The sequence below is a fragment of the Bacillus sp. AG4(2022) genome (assembly GCF_031844465.1).
GTDB classification, from domain to species: Bacteria; Bacillota; Bacilli; order Bacillales; family Cytobacillaceae; genus Bacillus_AB; species Bacillus_AB infantis.
On record NZ_JAUZVH010000010.1, the window covers coordinates 1 to 22760 of the forward strand.

At 44.2% G+C, this 22760-nt stretch carries 24 protein-coding genes and 2 riboswitches; of the genes, 9 read left to right on the forward strand and 15 right to left on the reverse strand.

Translation table 11 applies throughout. The features are described from left to right. Nucleotides 1–390: 390 nt before the first annotated feature. Nucleotides 391–1731, reverse strand: coding sequence for an MATE family efflux transporter (locus Q9R36_RS22225; RefSeq protein WP_311225873.1), 1341 nt, complete (start codon nt 1729–1731; stop codon nt 391–393). Between the two features lie 176 nt (nt 1732–1907). Here Q9R36_RS22225 and Q9R36_RS22230 point away from each other — a divergent pair, with 176 nt between their 5' ends. Beyond that, on the forward strand, nt 1908–2447 hold the full coding sequence (locus Q9R36_RS22230) for an STM3941 family protein (protein ID WP_311225874.1): 540 nt from the start codon (nt 1908–1910) through the stop codon (nt 2445–2447). A 40-nt stretch (nt 2448–2487) separates the two neighbouring features. On the opposite strand, the gene Q9R36_RS22235 is transcribed toward Q9R36_RS22230, so the two are convergent. Further along, nucleotides 2488–3045 (reverse strand): hypothetical protein, encoded by a 558-nt coding sequence (locus Q9R36_RS22235; RefSeq protein WP_009793695.1) that lies wholly within the window; start codon nt 3043–3045, stop codon nt 2488–2490. A 114-nt stretch (nt 3046–3159) separates the two neighbouring features. Here Q9R36_RS22235 and Q9R36_RS22240 point away from each other — a divergent pair, with 114 nt between their 5' ends. Further along, nucleotides 3160–3741: a TetR/AcrR family transcriptional regulator gene (locus Q9R36_RS22240; RefSeq protein ID WP_009793694.1), complete on the forward strand. Its 582-nt coding sequence runs from the start codon at nt 3160–3162 to the stop codon at nt 3739–3741. Nucleotides 3742–3793: 52 nt separating this feature from the next. On the opposite strand, the gene Q9R36_RS22245 is transcribed toward Q9R36_RS22240, so the two are convergent. Together Q9R36_RS22245 and Q9R36_RS22250 are read right to left on the reverse strand one after the other, a co-directional pair. Further along, on the reverse strand, nt 3794–4600 hold the full coding sequence (locus tag Q9R36_RS22245; RefSeq protein WP_257964156.1) for an alpha/beta hydrolase: 807 nt from the start codon (nt 4598–4600) through the stop codon (nt 3794–3796). Between the two features lie 16 nt (nt 4601–4616). Further along, the gene (locus Q9R36_RS22250; RefSeq protein WP_084520832.1) at nt 4617–4784 is read right to left on the reverse strand and encodes a Fur-regulated basic protein FbpA; all 168 of its coding nucleotides are present in this window, start codon (nt 4782–4784) and stop codon (nt 4617–4619) included. Between the two features lie 67 nt (nt 4785–4851). Then, a riboswitch (SAM riboswitch) is annotated at nt 4852–4956 on the reverse strand. A 367-nt stretch (nt 4957–5323) separates the two neighbouring features. On the opposite strand from Q9R36_RS22250, the gene Q9R36_RS22255 reads away from it, so the two are divergent. The 3 genes from Q9R36_RS22255 to Q9R36_RS22265 all read left to right on the forward strand — a co-directional run bounded on the left by Q9R36_RS22255 (nt 5324) and on the right by Q9R36_RS22265 (nt 8624). Beyond that, the gene (locus tag Q9R36_RS22255) at nt 5324–6250 is read left to right on the forward strand and encodes a DMT family transporter (RefSeq protein WP_094769495.1); all 927 of its coding nucleotides are present in this window, start codon (nt 5324–5326) and stop codon (nt 6248–6250) included. A gap of 108 nt (nt 6251–6358) precedes the next feature. Next, nucleotides 6359–8098, forward strand: a complete 1740-nt coding sequence (locus Q9R36_RS22260; RefSeq protein ID WP_009793688.1) for an AAA family ATPase — start codon at nt 6359–6361, stop codon at nt 8096–8098. Between the two features lie 235 nt (nt 8099–8333). Beyond that, the gene (locus Q9R36_RS22265; protein ID WP_311225875.1) at nt 8334–8624 is read left to right on the forward strand and encodes a hypothetical protein; all 291 of its coding nucleotides are present in this window, start codon (nt 8334–8336) and stop codon (nt 8622–8624) included. Nucleotides 8625–8668: 44 nt separating this feature from the next. Here Q9R36_RS22265 and def read toward each other — a convergent pair whose 3' ends face one another. Beyond that, nucleotides 8669–9247, reverse strand: a complete 579-nt coding sequence (def, locus tag Q9R36_RS22270; protein ID WP_009793686.1) for a peptide deformylase — start codon at nt 9245–9247, stop codon at nt 8669–8671. Between the two features lie 122 nt (nt 9248–9369). Between def and Q9R36_RS22275 the strand changes: the two genes are divergently transcribed. After that, a complete protein-coding gene (locus Q9R36_RS22275) occupies nt 9370–10641 on the forward strand; it encodes an ATP-binding protein (protein WP_311225876.1) in 1272 nt (423 codons plus the stop codon). Nucleotides 10642–10677: 36 nt separating this feature from the next. On the opposite strand, the gene Q9R36_RS22280 is transcribed toward Q9R36_RS22275, so the two are convergent. Continuing rightward, nucleotides 10678–11088 (reverse strand): hypothetical protein, encoded by a 411-nt coding sequence (locus tag Q9R36_RS22280; protein ID WP_022543891.1) that lies wholly within the window; start codon nt 11086–11088, stop codon nt 10678–10680. A 285-nt stretch (nt 11089–11373) separates the two neighbouring features. Between Q9R36_RS22280 and Q9R36_RS22285 the strand changes: the two genes are divergently transcribed. Continuing rightward, nucleotides 11374–12018: an SDR family oxidoreductase gene (locus Q9R36_RS22285; RefSeq protein WP_009793683.1), complete on the forward strand. Its 645-nt coding sequence runs from the start codon at nt 11374–11376 to the stop codon at nt 12016–12018. Nucleotides 12019–12395: 377 nt separating this feature from the next. Here Q9R36_RS22285 and queE read toward each other — a convergent pair whose 3' ends face one another. From queE to queC, 3 genes are read right to left on the reverse strand one after another with little or no spacing between them, the layout of a single operon-like run. Beyond that, the gene (gene queE / locus Q9R36_RS22290) at nt 12396–13121 is read right to left on the reverse strand and encodes a 7-carboxy-7-deazaguanine synthase QueE (RefSeq protein WP_009793682.1); all 726 of its coding nucleotides are present in this window, start codon (nt 13119–13121) and stop codon (nt 12396–12398) included. After that, on the reverse strand, nt 13114–13587 hold the full coding sequence (gene queD, locus Q9R36_RS22295; RefSeq protein WP_009793681.1) for a 6-carboxytetrahydropterin synthase QueD: 474 nt from the start codon (nt 13585–13587) through the stop codon (nt 13114–13116). Before queD ends, queE begins: the two co-directional genes overlap by 8 nt. A gap of 1 nt (nt 13588) precedes the next feature. Beyond that, a complete protein-coding gene (gene queC, locus Q9R36_RS22300) occupies nt 13589–14245 on the reverse strand; it encodes a 7-cyano-7-deazaguanine synthase QueC (protein WP_094769500.1) in 657 nt (218 codons plus the stop codon). Between the two features lie 50 nt (nt 14246–14295). Further along, a riboswitch (PreQ1 riboswitch) is annotated at nt 14296–14338 on the reverse strand. A gap of 686 nt (nt 14339–15024) precedes the next feature. Between queC and Q9R36_RS22305 the strand changes: the two genes are divergently transcribed. Beyond that, nucleotides 15025–15810, forward strand: coding sequence for an HAD family hydrolase (locus Q9R36_RS22305; protein WP_101547811.1), 786 nt, complete (start codon nt 15025–15027; stop codon nt 15808–15810). 14 nt (nt 15811–15824) lie between these two features. Here Q9R36_RS22305 and Q9R36_RS22310 read toward each other — a convergent pair whose 3' ends face one another. The 6 genes from Q9R36_RS22310 to Q9R36_RS22335 form a co-directional block, all read right to left on the reverse strand. Continuing rightward, complete coding sequence (locus Q9R36_RS22310; RefSeq protein ID WP_035402537.1) at nt 15825–16436, reverse strand: lysophospholipid acyltransferase family protein; 612 nt, start codon at nt 16434–16436, stop codon at nt 15825–15827. A gap of 115 nt (nt 16437–16551) precedes the next feature. Beyond that, the gene (locus Q9R36_RS22315; protein WP_022543894.1) at nt 16552–17274 is read right to left on the reverse strand and encodes a CBS domain-containing protein; all 723 of its coding nucleotides are present in this window, start codon (nt 17272–17274) and stop codon (nt 16552–16554) included. Nucleotides 17275–17400: 126 nt separating this feature from the next. After that, a complete protein-coding gene (locus Q9R36_RS22320) occupies nt 17401–18324 on the reverse strand; it encodes a class F sortase (protein WP_022543895.1) in 924 nt (307 codons plus the stop codon). 72 nt (nt 18325–18396) lie between these two features. Continuing rightward, nucleotides 18397–19740, reverse strand: a complete 1344-nt coding sequence (locus tag Q9R36_RS22325) for a copper amine oxidase (RefSeq protein ID WP_205651820.1) — start codon at nt 19738–19740, stop codon at nt 18397–18399. Between the two features lie 237 nt (nt 19741–19977). Beyond that, on the reverse strand, nt 19978–20709 hold the full coding sequence (locus Q9R36_RS22330; RefSeq protein ID WP_009793672.1) for an anti-sigma factor: 732 nt from the start codon (nt 20707–20709) through the stop codon (nt 19978–19980). Further along, nucleotides 20706–21266: an RNA polymerase sigma factor gene (locus Q9R36_RS22335; protein WP_009793671.1), complete on the reverse strand. Its 561-nt coding sequence runs from the start codon at nt 21264–21266 to the stop codon at nt 20706–20708. The genes Q9R36_RS22330 and Q9R36_RS22335 overlap by 4 nt, the downstream gene beginning before the upstream one ends. Before the next feature lie 601 nt (nt 21267–21867). On the opposite strand from Q9R36_RS22335, the gene Q9R36_RS22340 reads away from it, so the two are divergent. Continuing rightward, entirely contained in the window at nt 21868–22713 is an 846-nt protein-coding gene (locus Q9R36_RS22340; RefSeq protein WP_396137134.1) for a YitT family protein, read from the forward strand. Nucleotides 22714–22760: the final 47 nt, after the last annotated feature.

Sequence of the window (22760 nt, forward strand, 5' to 3'; positions counted from 1 at the left end):
GGATGGGATACATGACTATCCTTTTTTCTCCCCACTCATGTATCCCAGGAGCCTGATGGGATACATGACCATCCTTTTTTCTCCCTACTCATGTATTCCAGGAACCTGATGGGATACATGACTTTCTTTTTTTCTCCCTACTCATGTATCTCAGGAGCATGATGGGATACATGACCATCCTTTTTTCTCCCTGCTCATGTATCCCAGGAGCCTGATGGGATACATGACCATCCTTTTTTCTCCCTACTCATGTATTCCGGGAACGTGATGGGATACATGACTCTCCTTTTTTTCTCCCCACTCATGTATTCCAGGAGCCTGATCGATATATGGCTTTCCTTTTTTCCGCACGCCAAAAGACACTCCGCACAGGGAGTGTCTTTTGGCGTGTCATTTTTCAGTTGAAAACAGCTTTTTCTTGTCCCATCTGCCGTATTTATAGTACGAAAAAGCAATCACGCTGCTGATCATAAAGCTTGTTCCCATTCCGTATGCGATCCCCTCTTCCCCCATCCATTGTGAGAACAGCCAGGTCAAAGGGTATCTCAGCACCCAAAAGGAGATGATATTGAGCACAAGCACCTGGAACATGGCACCTGCAGCCCTTACTATGCCATTTAATACAAAATTAAGCCCGAGGAACGGATAAAAGAAAGCAATTGATACAAGATAGCCTGTACCAAACTCAACGGCTCCAGGCTCGGTAATGAACAGGGATATTCCCGCTTTTGCTAATAGCACAGCCGCTCCGGCAATCAAGAGCATTATGCCTAAATTGTAGAGTGAACCATAGAGCGCAATCTTATGGACCCTTTTCCACCGGCCTGCCCCAATATTCTGTCCTGCCATGCTGTTGACGGCTGTGCCGAGCGCCGAAGCCGGCAGCATGATCAGGCTGTCAATCCTCTGGGCTGCCCCAAAGCCTGCAACCGTGTCCGCCCCGAAGGAATTCACCACACTCATAATGGCCATTACACCCGCTGAGATCACCATCATCTGGAGTCCTGATGGTATGCCTAATTTTAGTATCGTCCACACTTCATCTTTACCGGGCATGAACGGTATCGAAAAAGGTGCGAGTTTTCTTTTTAAAACAATATACATGCCAGATATGAATGCGATCCCCTGGGCGGCAAGAGTGGCATAGGCAGCTCCATCGATCCCCCATCCCAGGATAGAAATGAACACAGGGTCCAATATGCTGTTTAGGACCACCGCGACCAGTACAAAAATCAGCGGCGTCCTGCTGTCCCCCAGAGAACGAAGAATCGTCCCGATAAAATTGTAGCCGAACAAAAAAAGGATGCCGAGGAAATTAATCTTTAAATACGAGTCTGCTTCAGCAATCATCGCCTCTGGGGTATCAAGCCACTGGAGAATAGGCTTTGAAGCAAAATAGCCTGCCGCTCCCAGCGCAAGGGAAAGCAGTGTGAGGATAATCACAAAACTGTTTAGATATTGCCTCAGACCTTTCTCATCATCTCCTCCTTTTTGCTGCGACAAGATTGTCAAAGCTGCATTATTGATACCGATAATAAATGACAGCACCGTAAATATGACGGTGCTTGAAACAGCAATGCTGCCGAGTGACGCGGCTCCAAGCAGATTCCCCACCCAGAGGCTGTCAACAAACTGGTAAGAAACCTGCAGCAAGTTCGTCAGCATGATGGGAGTAGAAAAAATAAACATCTGCTTCAGAATATTCCCTTGTGTAAAGTCTAGCTGGGACATAAAAACCACACCTTCAATAATGATTGCTTCTATTATTTCTCTTTTTATGTATAAATTCTACTCAAACGTTTCGAATATCGGATTATTGCTTCACCATGGAATTTTTTGGTTTATATTTCAGTATAAGGGGGAATTTTCCATTTGGTATCTACTAAACAATCAATAAGGAGGACAAGATGGAAAAACAATTTTATGCCTCGAAAGGAAAATTCTTTCTGTTTATGCTGGTTGTATTGGCTGCAGGTGTATTTTTTGCCTGGCTGGCTGCAGATATGGTTTTACATGAAGAAAACAGGGAAACTTTTATGCTGATTATCTATTCACTGTTTGCTGTTTTATTGTTTGGATGTGCCCTGCTTTTTGCAGGAATGATTTATGACAAAGCCCCCTTGGTTTCTTTCAGCACAGAAGGTCTGGAAGTCAATGGTCCAGGCGGCCCCGGGCTCATCGTCTGGGAAGATTTTGAGGGTATCTTTCCATATGAGGTTCAAGGCAATGCTTTCCTTGGGGTTATCGTGAAGGATGAAGAAAAATACATTGAAAGGCTTCCAGCGAGAAAGAAAAGATTGGTGAAGATCAATCAAGGAACCGGTTTTCCACCTTTTAATATTAGTATGAATTCCCTTAAACAACGGAAGGAATTCATTGAAGAGCTGGAGAAAAGGGAAATACCGATTCTGGTTGTTGAGGAAGAACTGGAAAAAGAAAACATATAAAAGAATATCCCTCCTCTCTGATTGAGGCGGGATATTCTTTTCATATATTCATCTCTTTGCTTTTTTTAGGGGCCTTTGGCCAGATAAAATAACTAATGCAATAAATCAAATCTGCTGCTAGAACAATCGACCATATTTTCACGACACCGGATAGTGCTTCCGTTCTCCCAGGATCATCTATGATTAGCACGGTTCCCATCAGCAAGGCAGCTCCGATAAGATATGCGGCCCCATGCCTCGCAAAGCCTTTTATATTATGCCTTGCATGATCCATACCATATCTTTTTTCCGGCCGTTTCCCCTTTTTGGCGATGTAATATAAAAATCTTTCATCCGCCCACTGGATCATACTTTTTCCAAAGGCTATCGACACACCGATATATACGGCAGCCAATGCATGTGCCTGTGTTGCTTCTGAGCCTCTGTATAAGTCCGCACCCGCTGCTGCCAGCAGGATCAGATCTACAACAGGAGTCATCGCGAGCAGGATGAGACCGGTTTTCTTTTTTCCGAAAAGATAACGCATACAAAGACCGGCCAGGATTAAAACCCAAAAGCCGACTTCACACCCTATGATAACCCACAATATCCAGTTCATACTTTCCCCTTCCAGTACTATTGTTGTTTAAACTCATCATAACACCACACTTTTAGTGATACAAGTGTATTATTAAAAATTGAAACCTGTTTTACGGTCTGCTACACTGAGACTATGCCTAAAATAGTTGATCATGAACAAAGGAAAAAAAGAATCGTCCAGGCCACCTGGCAGGTTATTTTGGATAAAGGGGTGGAAGGTGCGTCTGTCCGCAATATTGCAGCGGAAGCCGGTGTTTCTCTTGGCGCCCTGCGCCACTATTTCTCCACACAAGATGAACTGCTTGTCTATGCAATGAAACTGGTAAATGAAAATGTGATAAACAGGGTTTCGGAGATTGCATTGAAGGATTTGCCCCCAAGGGAAAAGGTTTATCAAGTCCTGCTTGAAATTGTTCCAACCACTGATGAGAAAATGGCAGAAATGGAGGTGTGGTTTGCGTTTGTTGCATACAGCAGGCAAAAGGAAGAATTTCGAATCCTGAAGCAGGGAATATATACGGGGATTGTTCAGATGATGGATTTTCTAAAGTCCCATGGAGAGCTGAAGGATGGCCAGGATCATGATCTTGAGACTGAAATGTTATACAGTTTCATTGACGGGCTGGCCCTGCACAGTATGCTCGAGCCTGAACGTCTGAAACCGGACAGAATAGAAAAAACTCTCCGCCGCTACCTGGATAGAATCCTAAAATGACCACAGATGACCGGATCTTTTAAAATCCGGTCATTTTCAGCATTGATTCAGTTCATGAAGATGCATATGACTGCTGCTCCCTGAAAGCTTTGAGCCATTCTGATGTGCATTCGATCAGCTCCGCAAAGCAGCGGCCGGCTGAATAGGTATGGCAGGCTCCTGTAACATAATGCAAGGAACATGATCCTTCCTTCCGCTTCCTGAATTCTTCCGCATATCTTCCTGAGTGGGATACCGGAATATCCTGGTCTGCTGTTCCATGTACAATCAGGACATCGCCCCTGTATGCCGCAAGCTCTTCCAAAGGTTCATATCTCTTCAGCGAAGAAAAGTAATTGTCCGTTAGCTGATAGCCCAAATAATCAAGTGAAGCTCCCTTGTCCAGTGCCTTTACCTTTTCACTGCCGACAATGCAGACGATATCCTGATATGGTCTTGCAGAAGCCGACCATATGATAAGCTTCCGGATGCGGACATCTTTTGCAGCAGCCAGCACGGCAACGGCTCCGCCGAGGCTATGGCCGATGAGAGAAATTGAATGAGGATTTGCATAATCAAGCTTCACTGCAAAATCGATAGCAGATAAAGTCTGCTCCAGCAAATCGGGAAGACCTGTTTCTCCGTACTCACCCGGACTCTCCCCGCAGCCCTCATAATCAAAGCGGAGGACAAGATACCCCTCTGCAGTAAGACGGTTGGAAGTTTTAACAAATAGCCTGTCGACACCAATACGGCTTCCTGTAAACCCATGGCAGATGATGACCAGGGGATAGCGGCGGTTCTTGCTGAATCCTGCAGGAAAATCCAGCGATCCGCACAAGTGCTTATCCTTCCAGGGTATTAGAATACTTTCTGACATATATAGTCCCTTCCCTCTATTCATTAATATGTGATCTGTTTTCCTGATAAAGTTTTAACAATTCTTCGTACGGCACCTGAAATAGCTGGCGGCCTTCTTGTTTGTATATACCCATGGACAGCAGCTCTGAAATCAGCTGGTCCTTTTTCTCTTCTTCTTTTATCATTATAGTTTCTTCCTTCATTAAAAAAGCCCCTTCTGACCGGTGGCCCGGAAGCAGAAGAGGCTTTATGCGCGTATGGCTGCCGCTTCTCTCATCTTCCAAGCTTCCGCTTGTTGGATTTGGCACAGTTCTCGCAAGGAGTCTGCTGCCGAGGCTTCATAGGGCCAATTCCCTCCGCCTCTCTGGATAAGAGTATTCCTATAAGTTTTGTTGGAATTAAATATACGCTACTTTCTTTTGATTGTCAAGATGTACTGCTGCAATTTCCTGTTCAGCTTTTTATTCAGCTGATATAGCCAATAGGTTTCCTGTCTGAAAGTGAAATGCAAATCACAAGTCCCGATTTTAACGGCATGAGTGTATATATAATGCCCCCTCTGGAACATCGGAAACCAGGAGAACTCTTTTTCAGTTACATCCATATGGAGTCTAAACCCTTGGATGAAGTCATCATATTCAAAGGCAAATCTCTTGAAGCGAAAGCAACAGTCTATCACTTCTTTCAGTCTATTTTCTATTCTACTTGAATAAGAATAATAGAAGGTATATGGGAGGTGGGAATGATGCAGGGCAATCGCATTCTATCTTTATGGTACGCCCTTCTGGCAATTGCGTTCTGGGGTGTTTCATTTGTTTCAGTCAAATGGCTGGTATATTATTTGGCACCGGGTGCCCTGGTTTCCTTAAGATTTATGATTGCTGCCATCTTCCTGGGCTGCCTTCTCACAATATTCAAAGAATCCTTTTACATAAAAAAAGAGCATTTCGCCCATGTTTTTATTCTTTCGGTACTTGGGGTGTTCATCCATCAAATGGTACAAGCTTCTGCCATGCTCACCCTGGATGCCTCTGCTGCCGGCTGGATGATCTCTTTCACACCTGTTTTTACTAGTTTGCTTTCCTTCCTTTTCTTATCTGAAAAGCTTTCGCTCCTTAAAATTGGGGGAATGATGATTGCCGTTACAGGGGTTCTGGTTATCTCTGCAGAAAATTCAGGGGGTACGCTTCAATTCAGCCCTGGTCTTGGTTATTTCCTCCTGCTTTTCAGTACCTTTAATTGGGCTGTTTATTCGATTTTGTCCAAGAAATTTGCACTTCCCTATTCTTCTCTTGCTGTCACCTTTTGGACAAGCCTGATAGGCTGTTTGGCGACTCTGCCATTCCTTTTGAGAAATCGGGGGTATGAATTACTGTATACCCTCCCTTTGGACGGGTGGCTGCACCTGCTGTTTCTAGGCATTTTTGTATCGGCCCTGGGCTACTGGTACTGGGGAAGGGCGCTTGAGGTGCTCGAAGCGACACAGGTTTCGGTCATGATGTATTTGGAACCGCTGTTTACACTGCTGGCAGCAATCCTTATTCTCGGGGAAAAAATCCCATTATACAGCAGCATCGGCGGAGTTCTGATCATCATGGGAGTGTCGGCTGTTAACAAGCCGGTACTCGGCTTCCTTATGAAAAAGCTTTTTAAATACCCTGTAAAATAGAATTTAAAACCCTTTACCAAAAATTACATGTTTTTTCCCTTGCATAAATCTATACAGTCCGAACAAGTTTTCCTATAATGGAGATAGATTCATTTAGGAGGGAAATTGTTGAAATCCACTTTCAAAAAAATTTCGAAACCTGTCCCCCTTATTTCATTGGCCATTCTAATTGCTGCTGCTGCGCTGTGGTTCAGCCTATCCGGCAGCAAAGAAGTTACCATTCCCTTTTCTTCCATAGAAAATATCATTCAGGATCATCCTAGTGAAACTGTCCTATTAAAAGAAATGAAAAATGGCACTCTCCATTTGACCGCAGGTACAGCTGAGTATGTGTCACAGGTGCCTCCAAACAGCCAAATGGTTGCTAAACTGATTGAAAATTACAATATCCAGTACAGCTATTCTTCCGCAAATCCATTTACTTTCTGGATTTTGGGTGGAACACTGATCCTTTTTGCAGGGATTGGCCTTTACCTTCATAAATCCGGCAAAGGAATATCCACCGCCAATTCGATGAAAAACAGCGCCAGCAAGGCAAAGCCCCTTCCTTCCATCACAATGGATGATATTGGCGGCCTTCAGGATGAAATGAAGGAGGAAATCCTCCAGACACTTTCCATCATTAAAGACAGGGAAGCATCAATCCAGCTTGGTGTGAAGCCGCCAAAGGGAATCCTGCTTTATGGACCTCCGGGTACAGGCAAGACGCTGCTTGCCCAGGCGATTGCCAAGGAAATCGGCGCTTCATTCTTTTCAACCAGCGGATCTTCTTTTAATGAAATGTTCGTCGGCGTAGGCGCCTCAAGGGTCCGAAGCTTATTCCAGAACGCCAGAAAGCACTCACCTGCAGTTGTCTTCATTGATGAAGTCGATGCCCTTGCAGGCAAGCGGAAGCAGCATGGCGGGGACGAAAGCGAGAAAACATTGACTGAGCTGCTTGTCCAGCTTGACGGCGGCCATTCAAATGACGGCATCCTGTTCATCGCTGCTACAAACCGCAAGGATATGCTGGATGATGCTTTCCTCCGTCCAGGCAGGATTGACTTCTCTTTCCTAGTTCCGCTTCCGGATACAAAAGGAAGGCAGGAAATCATCAGCATTCACACAAAAGGCAAGCTTCTGGCAGAAGATGTAGCAGCTTCCCTGCCTGCACTAGCAGAAAGCACTTCCGGCTTCTCAGGGGCTGACATCAGCTCTCTCTTTGAGACAGCCAGCAGAAGGGCCATCCGGAACGGGAAAGAAAAAATAGATAAAGAAGACCTTGATTTTGCCATTGACCGGACGGTGCTTGGAAGCACAACACGCCCGCTTCAGGACCCCGAGACTAAAAAGAGGGTTGCCATCCATGAAGCCGGACATGCCTTGATTGCCGCCATCACCAAGCCTGGCTCAGTAAGAAAAGCAACAATCATACCACGTGGACAGGCGCTCGGATATGTTGCACCCATACCAAAGGAGCTTCATCTGTCCACCAGCAGTGAGCTGCTTGACCAGGTCAGCATGATTCTTGCTGGCGGAGTTGCAGAAAGGCTGTATCTCGGCGAGCATAGCATCGGTGTCAGCGGCGATGTCCAGCAGGCCAAGCATATACTTGAGCAAATGGTGGAAATCGGCTTATTCCAGGACGGTTTCAACCTGACCTTTGTCAAAGCGGAAAAGGAAGCCAAGATGCAAGAGCTGTTCCAGCAGGCTCTAGCTAAAACAGAAATGCTCATTAAAACGAATGAATATGAATTTGAATGCCTGGTTGCGGCCCTTCTGAAGAAAGAGACACTGGAAGGTGCAGAGGTTCAGGAAATTGTTGGCGAACCATCGAAGCAGCATGAGGCAGAACTTGTGACAGTATAGAATCAGCAGAAAGCAGCCCTCGGCTGCTTTCTTTTTTTTGATAAAAAACGCTTTGCCTATATTCCAGTATAAAGCATTGAAGAATAGCCATACTAGCGGTGTAGGAATTGCAAAGGTTTATCAGAAAAAATAGAGGCTCCTGCCGGGTCAGTCCCTATAAGCCATGCCTCATTCGTTCATTGATGAAGAATAAGTTGATGCTGTTTCTATTTAGAGTCTGAAAGGAGAATTCAATATGAAAGAACAATTAGAGCACATTAAACAGCTGCTGGAGGAAAATTTTGATCATCCTGAGTCACTGGATCTGGATTCGTGCATCCATGAACTTGAAGCACTAAAAGAAACAGCCGGGAATAAAAAGATTATGATCCAGGATCTCATCAACAGTCTGACCCATGCCCGAAACAGCAGTAAAGAGCTTCTGAATGAAGGGACCCCTTCCTCATCAGCAGCCTTCGGCCAGGCGTACCGGGCAATTGAACAGGCCATTTCTTCGGTTTCTTTCACAGATAACGACCCATATTAAAAAAAAGGAGCGTTTCCGCTCCTTTTTTGCTGTTTTTCTCCATCTTAAAACAATTCAGCAGCTGATGCACCTGCAGGCAGCTCGAATGGATTTTCTTTGTTGATGCGGTCATAAAACATGATGCCGTTCAGATGGTCAATTTCATGCTGGACGATGACAGACGCAATCCCTTTTAGGCGCATCTCTACCTGCTCCCCTTTTTCATCGGAATATTTGATCTTGATTCTTTCATAGCGGGGAACATAGCCTTTAACCTCCCTGTCAACAGAGAGGCAGCCCTCACCCTCCGGAAGATAAACCATTGCAGCAGAGTGGCTGATGATTTTAGGGTTAAAGACCCTCAGCTCTTTTACTTCCCCTTTTTCATCCCTGAAGAAGGCAGCAAACATTCTCTTATCCTCCCCTATCTGGTTGGCTGAAAGGCCGACTCCGGGCCTGAGCTGATATTTGTAGGCCAATTCAGGATCCTGGCTGTTTTTTAGATATTCCATCATCATCTCCATGATAACATGATCTTCCTGATTGAGAGGGACCGCCACTTCAGCTGTTTTTTGCCGAAGTATAGGATCTCCTTCTCTGACAATGTCTTTCATTCTAATCATTTTTCTGTCCTGGCTGTCCATAACTACCATTCCTTTGTTTTTTGTAATGTGTAAAGTCCTTTGCAGGCTCTTTAAAATGCCGTCTATCCATTTTCGAAATATTTGCTATAATGTTTTTGACAGGACTTTAAGTGTGGAGGCTGATGAAGTTGCGGGAGTTTGCTGAAAATCTATTTCTTCATTTTTTTATCATGATGATCATCCCGCTTATGCACAATGTTAGCATAAAGCATGAAAAAAGAGCATGGGTCATGTTTTTTGCTGCTGCTGCCTCCCTGGTGCTGACACTGGCATTTCCTGTGAGAATGTCCAATGGCCTTGAATTTGATATGAAGTTCATACCTGTATTTTTTTGTTTTTTCTATCTTGGACCTGTCGGAGGGTATTTGTCAATCGCGGCCCTTCTGATTCTCATGGCCCTTTTTAATATAGATAATCTTTATGTAACTCTCATAAATTATTTTATTATATCAATACCGATGCTGTTTATCCGGAAAAAATATCAGAAGATCAACATCCTTGGTAAAACCTTGGTTTCTTTTGCTTTTTACTTTTTAATCACGTTTACCAGGCTGATATATTTCCTGCAGACTGGCCATATTCAGCATGCAGTGAACCTTGCCCTTTTCTTTCTTTTATCATTTATAAGCCTTTGTGCTGCCATTTATATTATGGAAATGTACAGATTGCACTCAGAAATGGCTGAGAAACTACAAACAGCAGACAAATCCAATGCGATCAGCCAGCTTGCAGCCTCTGTTGCCCATGAAATCAGAAATCCCATGACGACAATCAGAGGATTTCTGCAGCTTATGAAGGAAGAGCAAAACCTGACGGACGGCCAGCGGTCATATGTAGCAACTTCACTTGAAGAGCTTGACAGGGCGAATCATATTATTTCAGATTTCCTTTCGCTCGCAAAACCTTCGATATCCTCAAAGGAAAAGCTGCCGGTAACAGATCTAGTGAGGGAAATTTCCGAATTCATCAGGCCTTTTGCCCTTTTATCCCAAGCAGAAATCAGATGTCGTACCGAGGATGATTTATATATATATGGCAATGCAAATGAATTTAAGCAGCTGATGATCAATCTTATAAAAAATGGGGTAGAATCAATGCCTGACGGAGGTTCTATCATTGTGACCGCAGAGCAGGATCAGAAGGAAGTTTCCGTAAAAATAAAAGATGAGGGCTCAGGTCTTTCACCTGGACAGCTCAAACAGCTGGGCAGCCCCTATTATTCAACTAAAACGAAAGGCACTGGCCTGGGGCTGCTTATTTCATTTGATATCATCAAACGGCTTGACGGGCATTACGAAATCATCAGCGAAAAGAATAAAGGGACTGAATTTATACTGATTTTCCCTGCAGCTGAAAGAGAATCCAGCGGACAGCATCCAAATCAGCCATTGTAACCGAAGGAATACTGCCCAATAAGGCAGCGTTCCTTTTTATATAAGCAGTGCGTCCTCAAACGGAGCAAAAAAGACTCCTTTTGGCCCCAGCATATCTGTTTCTGAATCTCTTTTTTCTCCTTTTACCTCATATTCACCTTCAGGGAAATAATCGAACATTCCGCTCGATTTATGAAGCTCTATAAAACAGTCATGAAGCTCACACATTAATGTCTGGTATTCTTTATTGTCTAAGGGGTCTCCGTATTCATCCAGCTTAAAATTGGCCTTTATCAGCTCTTCAAATTCCAGATTGCCTGAAGAAGCTACATACAGGTCTACATCGCTGCAGTCTATGCAGAGCAGCATCGGGTCGTCCTTGATGTCCAAATACGCTTTTTCCACCATCTTTTTCAGCATATCCTCTATTTCATCTGCATTTATAAGTGTTTTGGCTGTTTGCAGCATGAATATTACACCTCCAAAACCGAAACCATCCAATAGTACATGAGGTTTCGTCTGGGTTCTATTATAACAAATCGCACCCAATAAGTCGTCTTTCGAGCTGATGCGCCATAAAACGCCAGCATGCTTATTTTTTCGGTAAGAAAAAGGGCAGGCGTGTCAGATTATGCGCTTTCCCAAGAAATATTTCTTATTTCCTGTTAGGGGATATGCTGCAGGCGGAATGTTTTGGGTCTATCAGGGTAGATTGTTATTATACAAATGTGTACTTGGAAAGGAGAATGTAACATGAAAATCCTGATTGTTGGAGCAAATGGGCAAATAGGCAGACATCTGATTGAGAAACTGGCAGAAACTGAACATAAGTCAGTTGCCATGGTTCGTAAAGAAGAGCAGGAAAGCGAATTGAGAGAACTCGGTGCCGATGAAGTGGTCATTGGTGACTTGGAAAAAGACTTCTCGCACGCTTTCGAAGGAGTGGACAGTGTTATATTCACTGCGGGTTCCGGCGGGCACACAGGTGCGGATAAGACCATACTCATAGACCTTTGGGGTGCAATCAAGACGATTGATCAGGCGAAAGAGCATAATATCAGCCGCTTTCTTCTTGTCAGCAGCATGAATGCGGACACTCCTGATACAGGGATAGAATCCATGAAGCATTATTTTGTGGCTAAGAAACTTGCTGACGATCACCTGCGTTCATCAGGGCTGGATTATACAATCGTACGTCCGGGCGGACTTCTTAATGAGCCTGCGACGGGGAAAATTCTGCTGGAAGAAAAGATCAAGGAATTCAGCTCAAGGGAGATCACCCGTGAAGATGTCGCTGCGGTCCTGGCAGAAGCGGTTGACCTTGAGAATACCTATAAGAAAACATTTGAAATCCTGAACGGGGAAACACCGATTAAGGAAGCATTGAAGCAGGTATAAGGAAGAAAGCCAAAAGCAGGGTTGCTGCTTTTGGCTTTTTATATTTGTGTGAGATAGGATTTAGAAAAAGAATCTTTAGACTTTATCAATACTCCACATTGGAATGATATAGGTCGTTGAAGATAAGATACCTGGTAAAAAAAGCCAGTGTAGTCTGCTTCTATTTTGGTTTACCAGTAATAGGGGTGTTGATTTCCGTTCCAGGCACTTCGCTTTCCGCGGGGCGGCGCTGAGCCCTCTTCGCTCCGCTCATGCGGGGTCTCAGCCTTGCCGCTATCTCCCGCTGGAGTCTACGTGCCTTGCACTGCCATCAACTGTTCTCTGTTATTTTTTCTCAATACTTCTAGCCGATTACGGCTGTACTATAACCGCACCAATCATACCCCTCTCATATTCCCCCACACAAATGTATGCAGCTGGGGCAGAACCCTGACTTCTTTCATTTCTTCTTCAAGCATTGCTTTTTCGATCAGCCAGCTGTATTTCTTCAGCTGCTGGCTCAGGAATTCGTCATTATTTGCAGCAGACAAATGTTCGTTGCCTGCCTGCAGGTAAAGTGGAATTCCTGGATATCGCTTCATTACCTTTTTGCTGTATTCAAAATCATTCTCGTCAAAAATAACCACCTTCAAGCTCACCTGGTGTGTAAAGCGATCTGCCAGTCTTTCAAAAATATCATCAAGAATTTCGAAGTCTGTTATCATGCCAGAGCTTGGCGGCTTTGGCGAGATTGTCAGCTGATCTATGGAATAGAACCAGTCCTGCCAGCGGCTGCCCTGTGTTTCCAGACAGAGTTGAATATTTTCTTTTTTTAACAGGCTAATCAGTTTGTCGAGATTTTTAAGGAGGGCAGGATTGCCGCCGGAGATCGTGACGAATGAGAAGCCTTCCCCGCCGATTGCCTTAAGTTCATTCCAGATTTCTTCTGCATCCATCTGTCTGATCAGCTCCTTGCCTGTTCCATCCCAAGTGAAGGAAGAATCACACCACGAGCATGAATAGTCGCACCCGGCGGTCCTGACGAACATTGTCTTCTGGCCGATGACCATCCCCTCACCCTGGATGGTAGGCCCGAAAATCTCCATGACTGGAATCTTACTCATTCTCCATCCACTCCCTCCTCGCCTCTGCATAACTGGTCGGAGTTTCAAACAATCTCACGAATTCGACCTTTGCATCCTGCTGCGGCGAGTAATCCTTTAGGCAGGCAGACATTTGCTCATAAATCCAGACAACCATATTTTCAGCTGTGGTGTTCATCGGAGGAAGTGTTTCATTCAGATATTTATGGTCAAGGTGGACTTCAATTTGTTTTTTCCATATTTCTTTAATATCTCCAAAGTCTATCAAAAGGCCAATTTCATCCACATACCCGCTGATTCCGAAGATGACCTTGTAGGTATGCCCGTGAAGGTTTTTACATTTGCCTTCATAGCAATGGAGATGATGGGCAGCATCAAAAGTGAATTCCTTGCTTACTAATACTCTTTTTCTATGATATTTTAGCTGGTTTTGCTTTATATCTTCATTTATCTTCTGAAGCTTGTCGACGATCCGGAAGCCATACATATCAGACTCCCTGCCTTTCAGCAAGATAGTCTTCCAATCCGCGCTTGCGCAGCCTGCAGGCAGGACATTCCCCGCAGCCGTCAGCGATAACACCCTCATAGCAAGTCAGAGTCTGCTTTCTTACATATTCAAGCGCCCCCAGCTCGTCAGCCAGCTTCCATGTTTCCGCCTTATTCAGCCACATGAGCGGTGTGTGAATGACAAATTGGCTATCCATTGAAAGATTCAATGTGACATTAAGCGATTTAACAAACTGGTCGCGGCAGTCGGGATAGCCGCTGAAATCTGTTTCGCATACGCCTGTAATGATATGCTTCGCTGCAACCTGGCTGGCAAGCACCCCTGCAAAAGATAAAAACAGCAGGTTCCGGCCTGGGACGAAGGTTGAAGGAAGCTCCCCCTCCTTCTCCTCTACCTTGATATCCTTCCTTGTCAAAGCATTAGGAGCCAGCTGATTTAAAAGGCTCATGTCAAGGACATGATGCTGGATAGCTAGGTCAGCGGCAATTTTTCTGGCGCATTCGAGCTCGGCAATATGCCTTTGGCCGTAATCAAAGGTGACTGCCTCCACCTCTTTGAAGTTCTTCTTAGCCCAAAAAAGGCAGGTCGTGCTGTCCTGGCCGCCGCTGAAGACGACGATTGCTTTTTCGTTTTTCATGGTTTGATCTCCTTTAACAGAAAAACAGCACCACTAAGAAAGCGGTGCTGTTTTCCTTAGTTTTTTTGAGAGGGTAGCTAGAACCTCTACCGTTTCAAGAACGGATTTTTATGCAGTTGTCGAAAATGACAGGTTTTATTCTACCATAAATATATGAGTCTATAAAAGATTGATTCTCTTTTTCTTAATAAAAATGTTTGATGCATGAGACACGTGGTATATAAATGATGCAAGCCAAAATATTAAAGGAGGGACTGGAAGCGATGGATCGCAGAACAGCGACTTCAAAATTGGTATTTGGCGCTGCACAAGAGGAAACTTTTACAGACAGGTCAATTGGGACACTTGTCCTGAATCGATATACGTAAACATCGATTCGGCTTTGATGTCTGGTTTCCATGATCCTTTTGGAGGATTGAGAAAAAGCGCCTATTCAGGGAATTGGCGCTTTTTCTCGTTAATGGCTATTACGAAGCTGTCTTTGCCTTTTAATCCCCATCCTCCGTGACATCGAGGCAAGGCCAAAACTAATCAGGAGGGACTGGTATCGATGATTCGGTTAACAGCGACTTCTCGTTTATCGTTTGGCATTGAGAGAAAGATCAATTTTGCTTACCGGTCAAAGGGTCCGCAGTTCTATGGCCGCTATATGATAATACGGTAAGGAGCAGAAAGCGCCGGCAGAATCCGGCGCTTTTTGTTTTATGCCGGAAAAATGGATTTCTCCCCTTTTTTGTGCTAGAATCCCCTTTAAATAACCAGCCGCAAGGAGTATTGACATGACAGCTTATCAAATTATTTTTTTGGATATTGACGGCACCATTCTTCGTCCTGATGATACCATACAGGAATCGACCAGGCATGCAGTCGCACAGGCAAAAGAAAAAGGCATCGAAGTGTTCCTTGCCACCGGCAGGCCATTGCATGAAATAGCAGAAATCGGAAAAGAGCTGAACATTTCCTCTTTTATCGGATATAATGGGGCCTTTGCCGTCCACAAAGGCAAAACGGTCCTGGATAAGCCGATGGACCGGCCAGTGATTGAAGAGTATTTGCAGACGGCAATAGAGTATAATCATCAAGCAGTGCTTTATTCGAGTGAACAAAACTTATTGACCGACAAAGATGCCGGTAAAATGAAAGACTTCCTTGCCAAGTTCCATCTTAACAAAAACGCACTGATCAAGCCTGAGCACTTCGATCAGATTCTTGGAATGACAGTCCTCTCTCTTAAAGAAGGAGAACAGCATCTTTATGAAAGGAATGGAATTCACCTTTCCCAGGTTAATGTAGATGGAATGCGCGACTGTTATGACGTGATCCGCGATACAGTCAATAAAGGTTATGCCCTGGAGGTCGTCATGAAAGAGCTTGGCATCCCCCGGGAGGCCTCGATTGCTTTTGGCGACGGAATGAATGATAAAGAAATGCTGAAATATGCCGGTGTAGGAATCGCAATGGGCAATTCACATCCTGACCTGTTGGAGTATGCAGACAAAAAGACGACCACAGTGTCAGATTCCGGCATTTTTAATGGGCTGAAAGAGCTTGGAATAGTAAATTGAATTGCAGCCGGAAACTATTTCCGGCTGCTTATTTTATTGGATTTCAGCTCTTCTTCCAAAGCCAGCATCGTTTCAGAGAGCTGCATCGTAATTTGCGACAGTTCATCTTTATCTTTTTTGCCGCTGCTCAGGTCGATAGGCTGTCCGATTTTAAGCAGGATAGGCTTGCCTGACAGCAGTGCTTTGACGCTTTCAGGTCCATAAAAGGCAGCAGGCACGATCACCGTCTTTGCCATGCTTGCAATTGTGACAGCCCCCCTTTTCAGGGATGCCTCCTCGCTCGACCTTGTGCCTGATGGAAAAATCCCGACTGTCTTCCCCTTTCTCAGAAGCTGGAGAGGAATCTTCAGTGTGCTTGTGCCAGGGTTTTCCCTATTAACAGGAAAAGCATTGATGCTTGTCAAGAACTTGCCTGCCAAACTCTTTTCAAACAGTTCTTTTTTTGCCATGAAGTGAATCTGCTCCGGGAAAACTCCTGCACCAAGTGCAACTACATCGACCCAGCTCCTGTGTGTACAGGCAATTACATACCCTTTTTCATCCGGCAGATTTTCCTTCCCTTCTATAATGAACTTCCCTCTTGATTTAAAAACTGCATTAGCCAGCCGGGCAAAAAAATTATACATCATGCTGACCCTCCCTTGTTGACAAGATTTATCATTATTTTAACACCAATTATTAGTATCTGGTACTAAATTTTACGAAAATAAAGAACGGGCTATTTAGGAGCCCGTTCTTTCCTCATTCAAATGAATCCACTTCAAGGAGGTCCCAGGAAGTAATGAAGCCTTGCGGTTTTTCATTATATCCGCCATGCTCTGTAACAATGATCCCTTCCAGCTTTTCATTCTTTGCATGATGGTCCTCGAACATATTTTCAATTTCAAAGATATCTAAATCTGCTGGAGCAAAGGCGATTTGATGCTTGAATTTCTTGTTATAGAGTTCCTTGATTTTCACTTCCTTAAGGCTGACAGTATCCTCAGAGAAATGCTCAGACATCCATTTTACGATTTCTGCTGAAGTAAGGAGCCAGCTGTATTCTTCTTTTTCGTTATAAATTGGGAATTGTGAATGCGAGAAACTATTGATAACCGAAAGCACATCTGAAAGCTTCCCTTCTTCATAAAAATAAAAGACCGGCTTGGCTGCTACCGAGATTGCAGTTTTAGGCTTTTCAAAATAATCGGCAATCTTTTCGATCTTTTCAACTGTTTCCAGATGGGGCTCTGCAATATAATAGCCAAGATCTATTTTTTCATGGACGATTGCGTTTCTCAGCTTGGCGAATTGGAAAAGATCAACCTCGTAACTTCTTACAAGTGAATGGCTTTTCCCCAAATCGACCAGCTTATGGAATTTGTCAGTGCGCGCGTTTTTAACTGATTGCTTCAATGCTTTGTGAATACGATTGAACGCAGCTTCAAAGCGCTCAGACAGGTTTTTCTCTGCTGTTTCTGCCATTATAATCTCTCCCAGGAATAAAATCTTTCGTTCATTTATTCCCTGATTCGCTGAAAAACTAACATCGGAAAAGAAAGTATTGATCTTCCTCATTAATATAATCTCAGCAAATATACTGAATGGATACTATTTTGTGACAATCTCAGATGGTTTAGATTCATTGCCGGATGAGCTGACTGCTGTGATATAGAAGGATGTTGCTTCTTCATTATCAATAACCATGCTCTTTCTTTCATGAGATGAAATACTGGCTGCATGGATGAAGTCTCCATTTTCTGTGCTGCTGTAAATGCGGTATCCTGAAATCTCACCGCTTCTGACTGCATGCCAGGTAAGCAGGCCCCCGCTTATTTTTACATGTTCAGGCGGTGGCGGTACTACCAAGGTTTCTGCTTTGTCTTCCTGTCCTGACTTAAGTACTGTGTAAACAACAAGCCTTTCTTCATGCGTGTTTGTTTTACGATTGTAAGTACCTGTGCACGTTATAAGGTTAAGCCTCCGTTCGTCTGAAGGACCAAACACTTCGCTGATGGGTGCGCGGTCATAAGGATAGCTTTTTAATTGCTGAACCTCAAACGTATAGCTTAGTCCATCCTGTGCTGTTACAATCACTGCATCCCCTTTTACAAGATCTTTTAAATAGAAAAAAACTGCGGGTCCTGCTTTACTGTCTACATGCCCAGCTATGACACTGCTTCCTTTTTCTCCAGGTTTTATTCCCGGTTCGAACCATCCGGCGGATTCGTTGTCATCAGGAACCCCCATTGCGCCATTCTCCAGGACGCCTACCTTGCCGACCGGGGCCTCGATTCCCAGAGAAGGGATTTTTATTGCTGCTGGTTCTATCCCTTTCAAATTCTCTTCTTCCTTGGTTTGAATCTTTATATCTACTGAATGGAATTCGTTTTTAATTTGTGACTTTTTTAGTTCCAGCTCCTGCTTTTGTTTAATTATGGGGGGATCCTCTAATTCATTGCTGTCCTTATAGCTAAAGCCTCCGATGATAAAACAGATCAGGCTGCCGGCAAGCAATACGGCTGGTTTTTTCATGGCTTCACCTCCCAGCGTCGCGGTTAAATCAAAACCGGGAAGAGGCCAGCGAACTTCCCAATTTTGCTGCAATTATTTTACTGCTTTTTTTCTAAGAGAAAATACTCCTCCTGCTGCAAGCATCACACCGAGTACACTCCATAAAATTGTGGCTGCATCTGCAGGATTGCTTGCTCCGCCCAAGCCTGTCTTGGGCATAGTTTCCGGCATGGCTGCTTCAGCAAATTTTTCAGGCATTTGTGTAACAATTGCATTTCCCAGTACTTCCCCGATCGTGAACATAGCAGCAAATCCTTCACGGAAAGTTCCTGCTGACTCCTCATAATTGCCGGCTTTATATTGGTCAAAAGCCATGAGGACCTGGTTTTCATGGGCTTTTACAGCCGCTTCAGCGTCAGCTGCAGGAAGATTGCCGTCTGTTGCCGCACCGAGGAATCCGCCGAAATCTTTTGCAAATTGGTCAAGCTGTGCCCTGGCTGCTTCGGCAGCTTCTTTATCTCCTTCAAGCTCTGCTGCTGCAATTTTGCCCTGGGCATTAATGTGGTCAGTCTGCCAAACTTTTTCAAACTGCTGTGCACCAGCTTCACCGTAAATGCTGCCTATGGCCGCCTTGAAGTCTGCAGTGTTGGCATTTTCTGCCCAAGTGATGAAATCATAATCCTCTGACTGAGTATATCCTTTTTCCAATCCCATGACTGCCAATGCAAAGTGTTCGGAAGCGAGGCTATTAAGGGCTGACCTCAAATCGGCCGCTGGCGTGTCAGAAGACAAATTTGCAAACTTTTCCGGCATTTGAGCTGTGATGGCTGATGAAAGTGCTTTGCTGATGGAGAACATATGCTTGTACCCTTCACGGAAGCTTTTGTATGCTTCCTCGTATTCACCCTCAACATAATGATCAAAGGTTTGAATGACTTGGTCTTCGTGGAGGCTGACTGCTTTTGCAGCGGCTTCTGCCGGCAGCTTCCCTTCTGTTGCCTTGCCTAGGAAGGTGGAAAATTCCTCAACAAATTCTTCCACTTCCTTTTCTGCTTCCTGTCTGGCAGCTTCATCATCATTCTTTGCTGCTTGCACGAAGGTGTCTGCATAGCCGTTATGTCCCCGGAAAATCCTTTCAAACTCAGCAGCTCCTTCCTCACCGTATATGGAGGCAATTGCCGGTGTCATGTCGAGTGCATTCTGGTCCAGCGCTTTCGTAAGTGCTTCCGCATCCGTGGCACCTTCAAAGGATTTGGTCATGGACGAAACGGCAAGGATATAATGCTCTGATAAAAGCTGATCAAGTGCTGCCCTTAGATCGGCTGCTGGTGTTTTTACCGTTGGGGTCTGTTCTGCGGCAGATCCTGCAGAAGGGAATAAAAGTGAAAGCCCCAGTACAGGAATAATCATTTTTTTCAGGTTTTGTTTCAAATTCATGTGATGCACTCTCCTTTTCATAAGTTATTTTTTTGATTACATCTACTAAACGCAGCGGATTTTCTTTTGGATCACATTATAGAGACATTTTTTAATATTTTCTCAATATGAAAACATGCAGGAAGTTTTTATAGAGCCATTTACACTTCATTTCTATCTAAGAAGCCGGATGCTTCAACCTGCCCACCGGCATATAAAGAAAGCCGGCTCCCTATTCGGAAAGCCGGCCTTTTATTGCTATAATTCAGAGCTTAAGACGATCTGCCCCTCTGGCAGGGAGTTGCCTGCTCTTGGCTCCAATGTCACTGCTATGGTATCCCAGTTTTCACTGCTGCTGTCTGCTGCTTGATAAAAGGCTGTACCTTTACTGGTGCTGTCTGGTACAAATGAACCTGCTGGAACAGGATTGCCGCCATTAATCAGCCACACCTGGTATACCTGTTCTCCTTCAGTCTGTTCTAGCCCTTCTGCATTAACAATGACTTTCAAGCCATTACTCTCCTGTATGAGATAGGCTTCAGCATTGCCGTCGAAGTTTTCCCCAGGCTGCAGGGCAATAGAAGAGATTTTTTCTTCCGCCCTTTGTACAGGCTCTTTCTCGGAGAGCTTTATTACTGCATAGCCATTTCCAATGACAGATAGAAGGAGTGCCGCAGCTAATGCTGGCATCTGCCATTTTCTCTTCTGTTTTGAAGTCAGTCCTGCCGGCTCATCAACTTTGTCTTCCTTAGCTGCTGTCTGCTTTTCTTCATTTTGGAATATTTCTTTAAATATACGGTCTTTCATGCCCTTTGGAGGCTGGACTTCCTCTGAAAGGAAGGGAAGATGGCCGGATAGCATTTTCAAATCCTCCATTTCTGCCCTGCATTCTTCGCAAGTCAGCAGATGCTGTTCGAATGCCTGTTTTTCTTCCTCTGAGAGTGTGCCATTAAAGTAGTCAATTGATAGTTCGCAATAATCTTTGTTCATGCCTTCTCCCTCCCTTCCGCAGCATCAAGAAATTTTCGGAGATTCCTAAGTGCCAGCCTTGCCCTGCTTTTGACAGTTCCAAGTGGAATATTGCAGGATTCAGAAATTTTCTGCTGTGTGAAACCTTTAAAATAAATAAGATCAATAATCCCTTTTTGGTCTTCAGACAGTTTTGAGACTGCACTATGTACCTTCATTCTTTCTTCTTTCCACTCTGTCTGCTCTTCCGCCGAGCTTTCCAGGCTGGCGGCCGGCTGAATTTCGTCAATAGGAACAGGACCCTTCTCCTTTTTCCGGATGATATCAATAGCTGTATTGCGCGCCATTGTAAACAGCCATGAACTGAATTTTCCTTTGTCTTCGGTATAATGTCCCTTGCCTCGCCAGATTTTTAAGAACACTTCTTGAAGGGCTTCCTCTGACAAATCTCTGTCTTCTGTCATTTTATATAAGAAAGAGAATAGGATTTTCTCGTATTTGTCATACAAATCCTCTAGTGCCTGCTTATCTTTACGAAGTATCTTTTCATAAAGCAAGCTGTCATTGCTTCTGCTCATCGTATTCCTCCTTCTTTTCAGGTTAGCTCTATCATTATATCGGAAAGTACTGTGCAGGAAGTAAATCAAATCTGCCCGCTCTATGCAAAAAACGAAAAGAAAATGAATTTGGATCAGTTAAGATTATATTTTTTTCATATTCATGGCTTCGTCTTAAAAGGGTCATATTTTGTTCATACTTTAACGATACAATGATCTTGTGGCTGCAGGCCGCCTGCTTTCCCCTTTTTAATATGGGCCTGCCTCTTTATCTTTGCTAACGGATATAGAGGCGGGCAAGCAAATGAATACCTCCCTTATCCTTCTGTTAAGGATTTTCCCGCCCGGCCAAAAAGCCGGGCATTTTTGTTATCAGCATAAAGGTTAAATAGTGTGAATATTACGCCAATGAGGATATAATAAATACAGGCGATTAGAATACTATTTATTATTCTGCTCAAAGGTTTTAGGATGAACACAATTGAATATACTGTTTAAGATATGAGTGTATAATCCTGCTGCCGGCAGTACAGCCAGCTGCCAGGCAAGAAAAGGAGGGATGCGGGTGACGGAATTGGAAATAGGACAGCAGGCAGTTCTATTGAGAGAATCACACCGGAAAATGACAAAAGGAAAAATTCTCAAACGTGCTCTCCTCATTACGATAGGAGCAATCCTTATGGGAGTCGGGCTGGAGATTTTCCTCGTTCCCAACCAGGTCATTGACGGAGGAATAGTCGGCATTTCAATCATGCTGTCCCATCTTACAGGCGTTAAGCTCGGACTGATCATCTTCCTGCTCAATATCCCCTTTTTCTTTATCGGCTACAAGCAAATCGGAAAAACATTCGCGATTTCCACACTTTACGGTATTTTCATCCTTTCTATTACAACTGCCCTCCTTCATCCAGTGCCTGCTTTCACACAGGATATCCTCTTGGCATCTGTATTTGGGGGAATCGTGCTTGGAATCGGGGTCGGCATTGTCATCCGGTACGGAGGCTCCCTTGATGGAAGTGAGGTTCTCGCCATACTGGCCAATAAGAAACTTCCATTTTCAGTTGGGGAAATTATCATGTTCATCAATCTGTTCATACTTGGAAGTGCAGGGTTTGTCTTTACATGGGACCGGGCTATGTATTCTCTCATTGCTTATTTTGTTGCTTTCAAAACCATTGATATTACAATTACAGGACTGGAAGAATCCAAATCAGTATGGGTCATCAGCGACAACTACAGGCAGATCGGGGATGCCATCAACAGCCGCCTTGGGCGGGGTGTAACTTATCTTTCTGGAGAAGGCGCCTATTCCGGGGATGATAAAAAAGTGATATTTTGTGTCATTAACAGACTGGAAGAAGCCAAGCTGAAAGAAATAGTTGAGGGGCTTGATCCTTCTGTTTTCCTTGCCATCGGAGACATTGCCGAGGTTCGGGGAGGAAGATTCAAGAAGCAGGATATTCATTGAGGATGTCCCGGACAGGATAGCCTCATTTTTTTGTGGATTTTTAAAAA

Excerpts from the sequence above, each read along its gene's own strand:
- Q9R36_RS22225 (WP_311225873.1), bottom strand. The coding sequence starts at position 1,731 with ATGTCCCAGCTAGACTTTACACAAGGGAATATTCTGAAGCAGATGTTT.
- Q9R36_RS22230 (WP_311225874.1), top strand. The coding sequence starts at position 1,908 with ATGGAAAAACAATTTTATGCCTCGAAAGGAAAATTCTTTCTGTTTATG.
- Q9R36_RS22235 (WP_009793695.1), bottom strand. The coding sequence starts at position 3,045 with ATGAACTGGATATTGTGGGTTATCATAGGGTGTGAAGTCGGCTTTTGG.
- Q9R36_RS22240 (WP_009793694.1), top strand. The coding sequence starts at position 3,160 with ATGCCTAAAATAGTTGATCATGAACAAAGGAAAAAAAGAATCGTCCAG.
- Q9R36_RS22245 (WP_257964156.1), bottom strand. The coding sequence starts at position 4,600 with ATGTCAGAAAGTATTCTAATACCCTGGAAGGATAAGCACTTGTGCGGA.
- Q9R36_RS22250 (WP_084520832.1), bottom strand. The coding sequence starts at position 4,784 with ATGAAGGAAGAAACTATAATGATAAAAGAAGAAGAGAAAAAGGACCAG.
- Q9R36_RS22255 (WP_094769495.1), top strand. The coding sequence starts at position 5,324 with ATGATGCAGGGCAATCGCATTCTATCTTTATGGTACGCCCTTCTGGCA.
- Q9R36_RS22265 (WP_311225875.1), top strand. The coding sequence starts at position 8,334 with ATGAAAGAACAATTAGAGCACATTAAACAGCTGCTGGAGGAAAATTTT.
- def (WP_009793686.1), bottom strand. The coding sequence starts at position 9,247 with ATGGACAGCCAGGACAGAAAAATGATTAGAATGAAAGACATTGTCAGA.
- Q9R36_RS22275 (WP_311225876.1), top strand. The coding sequence starts at position 9,370 with ATGAAGTTGCGGGAGTTTGCTGAAAATCTATTTCTTCATTTTTTTATC.
- Q9R36_RS22280 (WP_022543891.1), bottom strand. The coding sequence starts at position 11,088 with ATGCTGCAAACAGCCAAAACACTTATAAATGCAGATGAAATAGAGGAT.
- Q9R36_RS22285 (WP_009793683.1), top strand. The coding sequence starts at position 11,374 with ATGAAAATCCTGATTGTTGGAGCAAATGGGCAAATAGGCAGACATCTG.
- queE (WP_009793682.1), bottom strand. The coding sequence starts at position 13,121 with ATGAGTAAGATTCCAGTCATGGAGATTTTCGGGCCTACCATCCAGGGT.
- queD (WP_009793681.1), bottom strand. The coding sequence starts at position 13,587 with ATGTATGGCTTCCGGATCGTCGACAAGCTTCAGAAGATAAATGAAGAT.
- queC (WP_094769500.1), bottom strand. The coding sequence starts at position 14,245 with ATGAAAAACGAAAAAGCAATCGTCGTCTTCAGCGGCGGCCAGGACAGC.
- Q9R36_RS22305 (WP_101547811.1), top strand. The coding sequence starts at position 15,025 with ATGACAGCTTATCAAATTATTTTTTTGGATATTGACGGCACCATTCTT.
- Q9R36_RS22310 (WP_035402537.1), bottom strand. The coding sequence starts at position 16,436 with ATGTATAATTTTTTTGCCCGGCTGGCTAATGCAGTTTTTAAATCAAGA.
- Q9R36_RS22315 (WP_022543894.1), bottom strand. The coding sequence starts at position 17,274 with ATGGCAGAAACAGCAGAGAAAAACCTGTCTGAGCGCTTTGAAGCTGCG.
- Q9R36_RS22320 (WP_022543895.1), bottom strand. The coding sequence starts at position 18,324 with ATGAAAAAACCAGCCGTATTGCTTGCCGGCAGCCTGATCTGTTTTATC.
- Q9R36_RS22325 (WP_205651820.1), bottom strand. The coding sequence starts at position 19,740 with ATGAATTTGAAACAAAACCTGAAAAAAATGATTATTCCTGTACTGGGG.
- Q9R36_RS22330 (WP_009793672.1), bottom strand. The coding sequence starts at position 20,709 with ATGAACAAAGATTATTGCGAACTATCAATTGACTACTTTAATGGCACA.
- Q9R36_RS22335 (WP_009793671.1), bottom strand. The coding sequence starts at position 21,266 with ATGAGCAGAAGCAATGACAGCTTGCTTTATGAAAAGATACTTCGTAAA.
- Q9R36_RS22340 (WP_396137134.1), top strand. The coding sequence starts at position 21,868 with ATGACAAAAGGAAAAATTCTCAAACGTGCTCTCCTCATTACGATAGGA.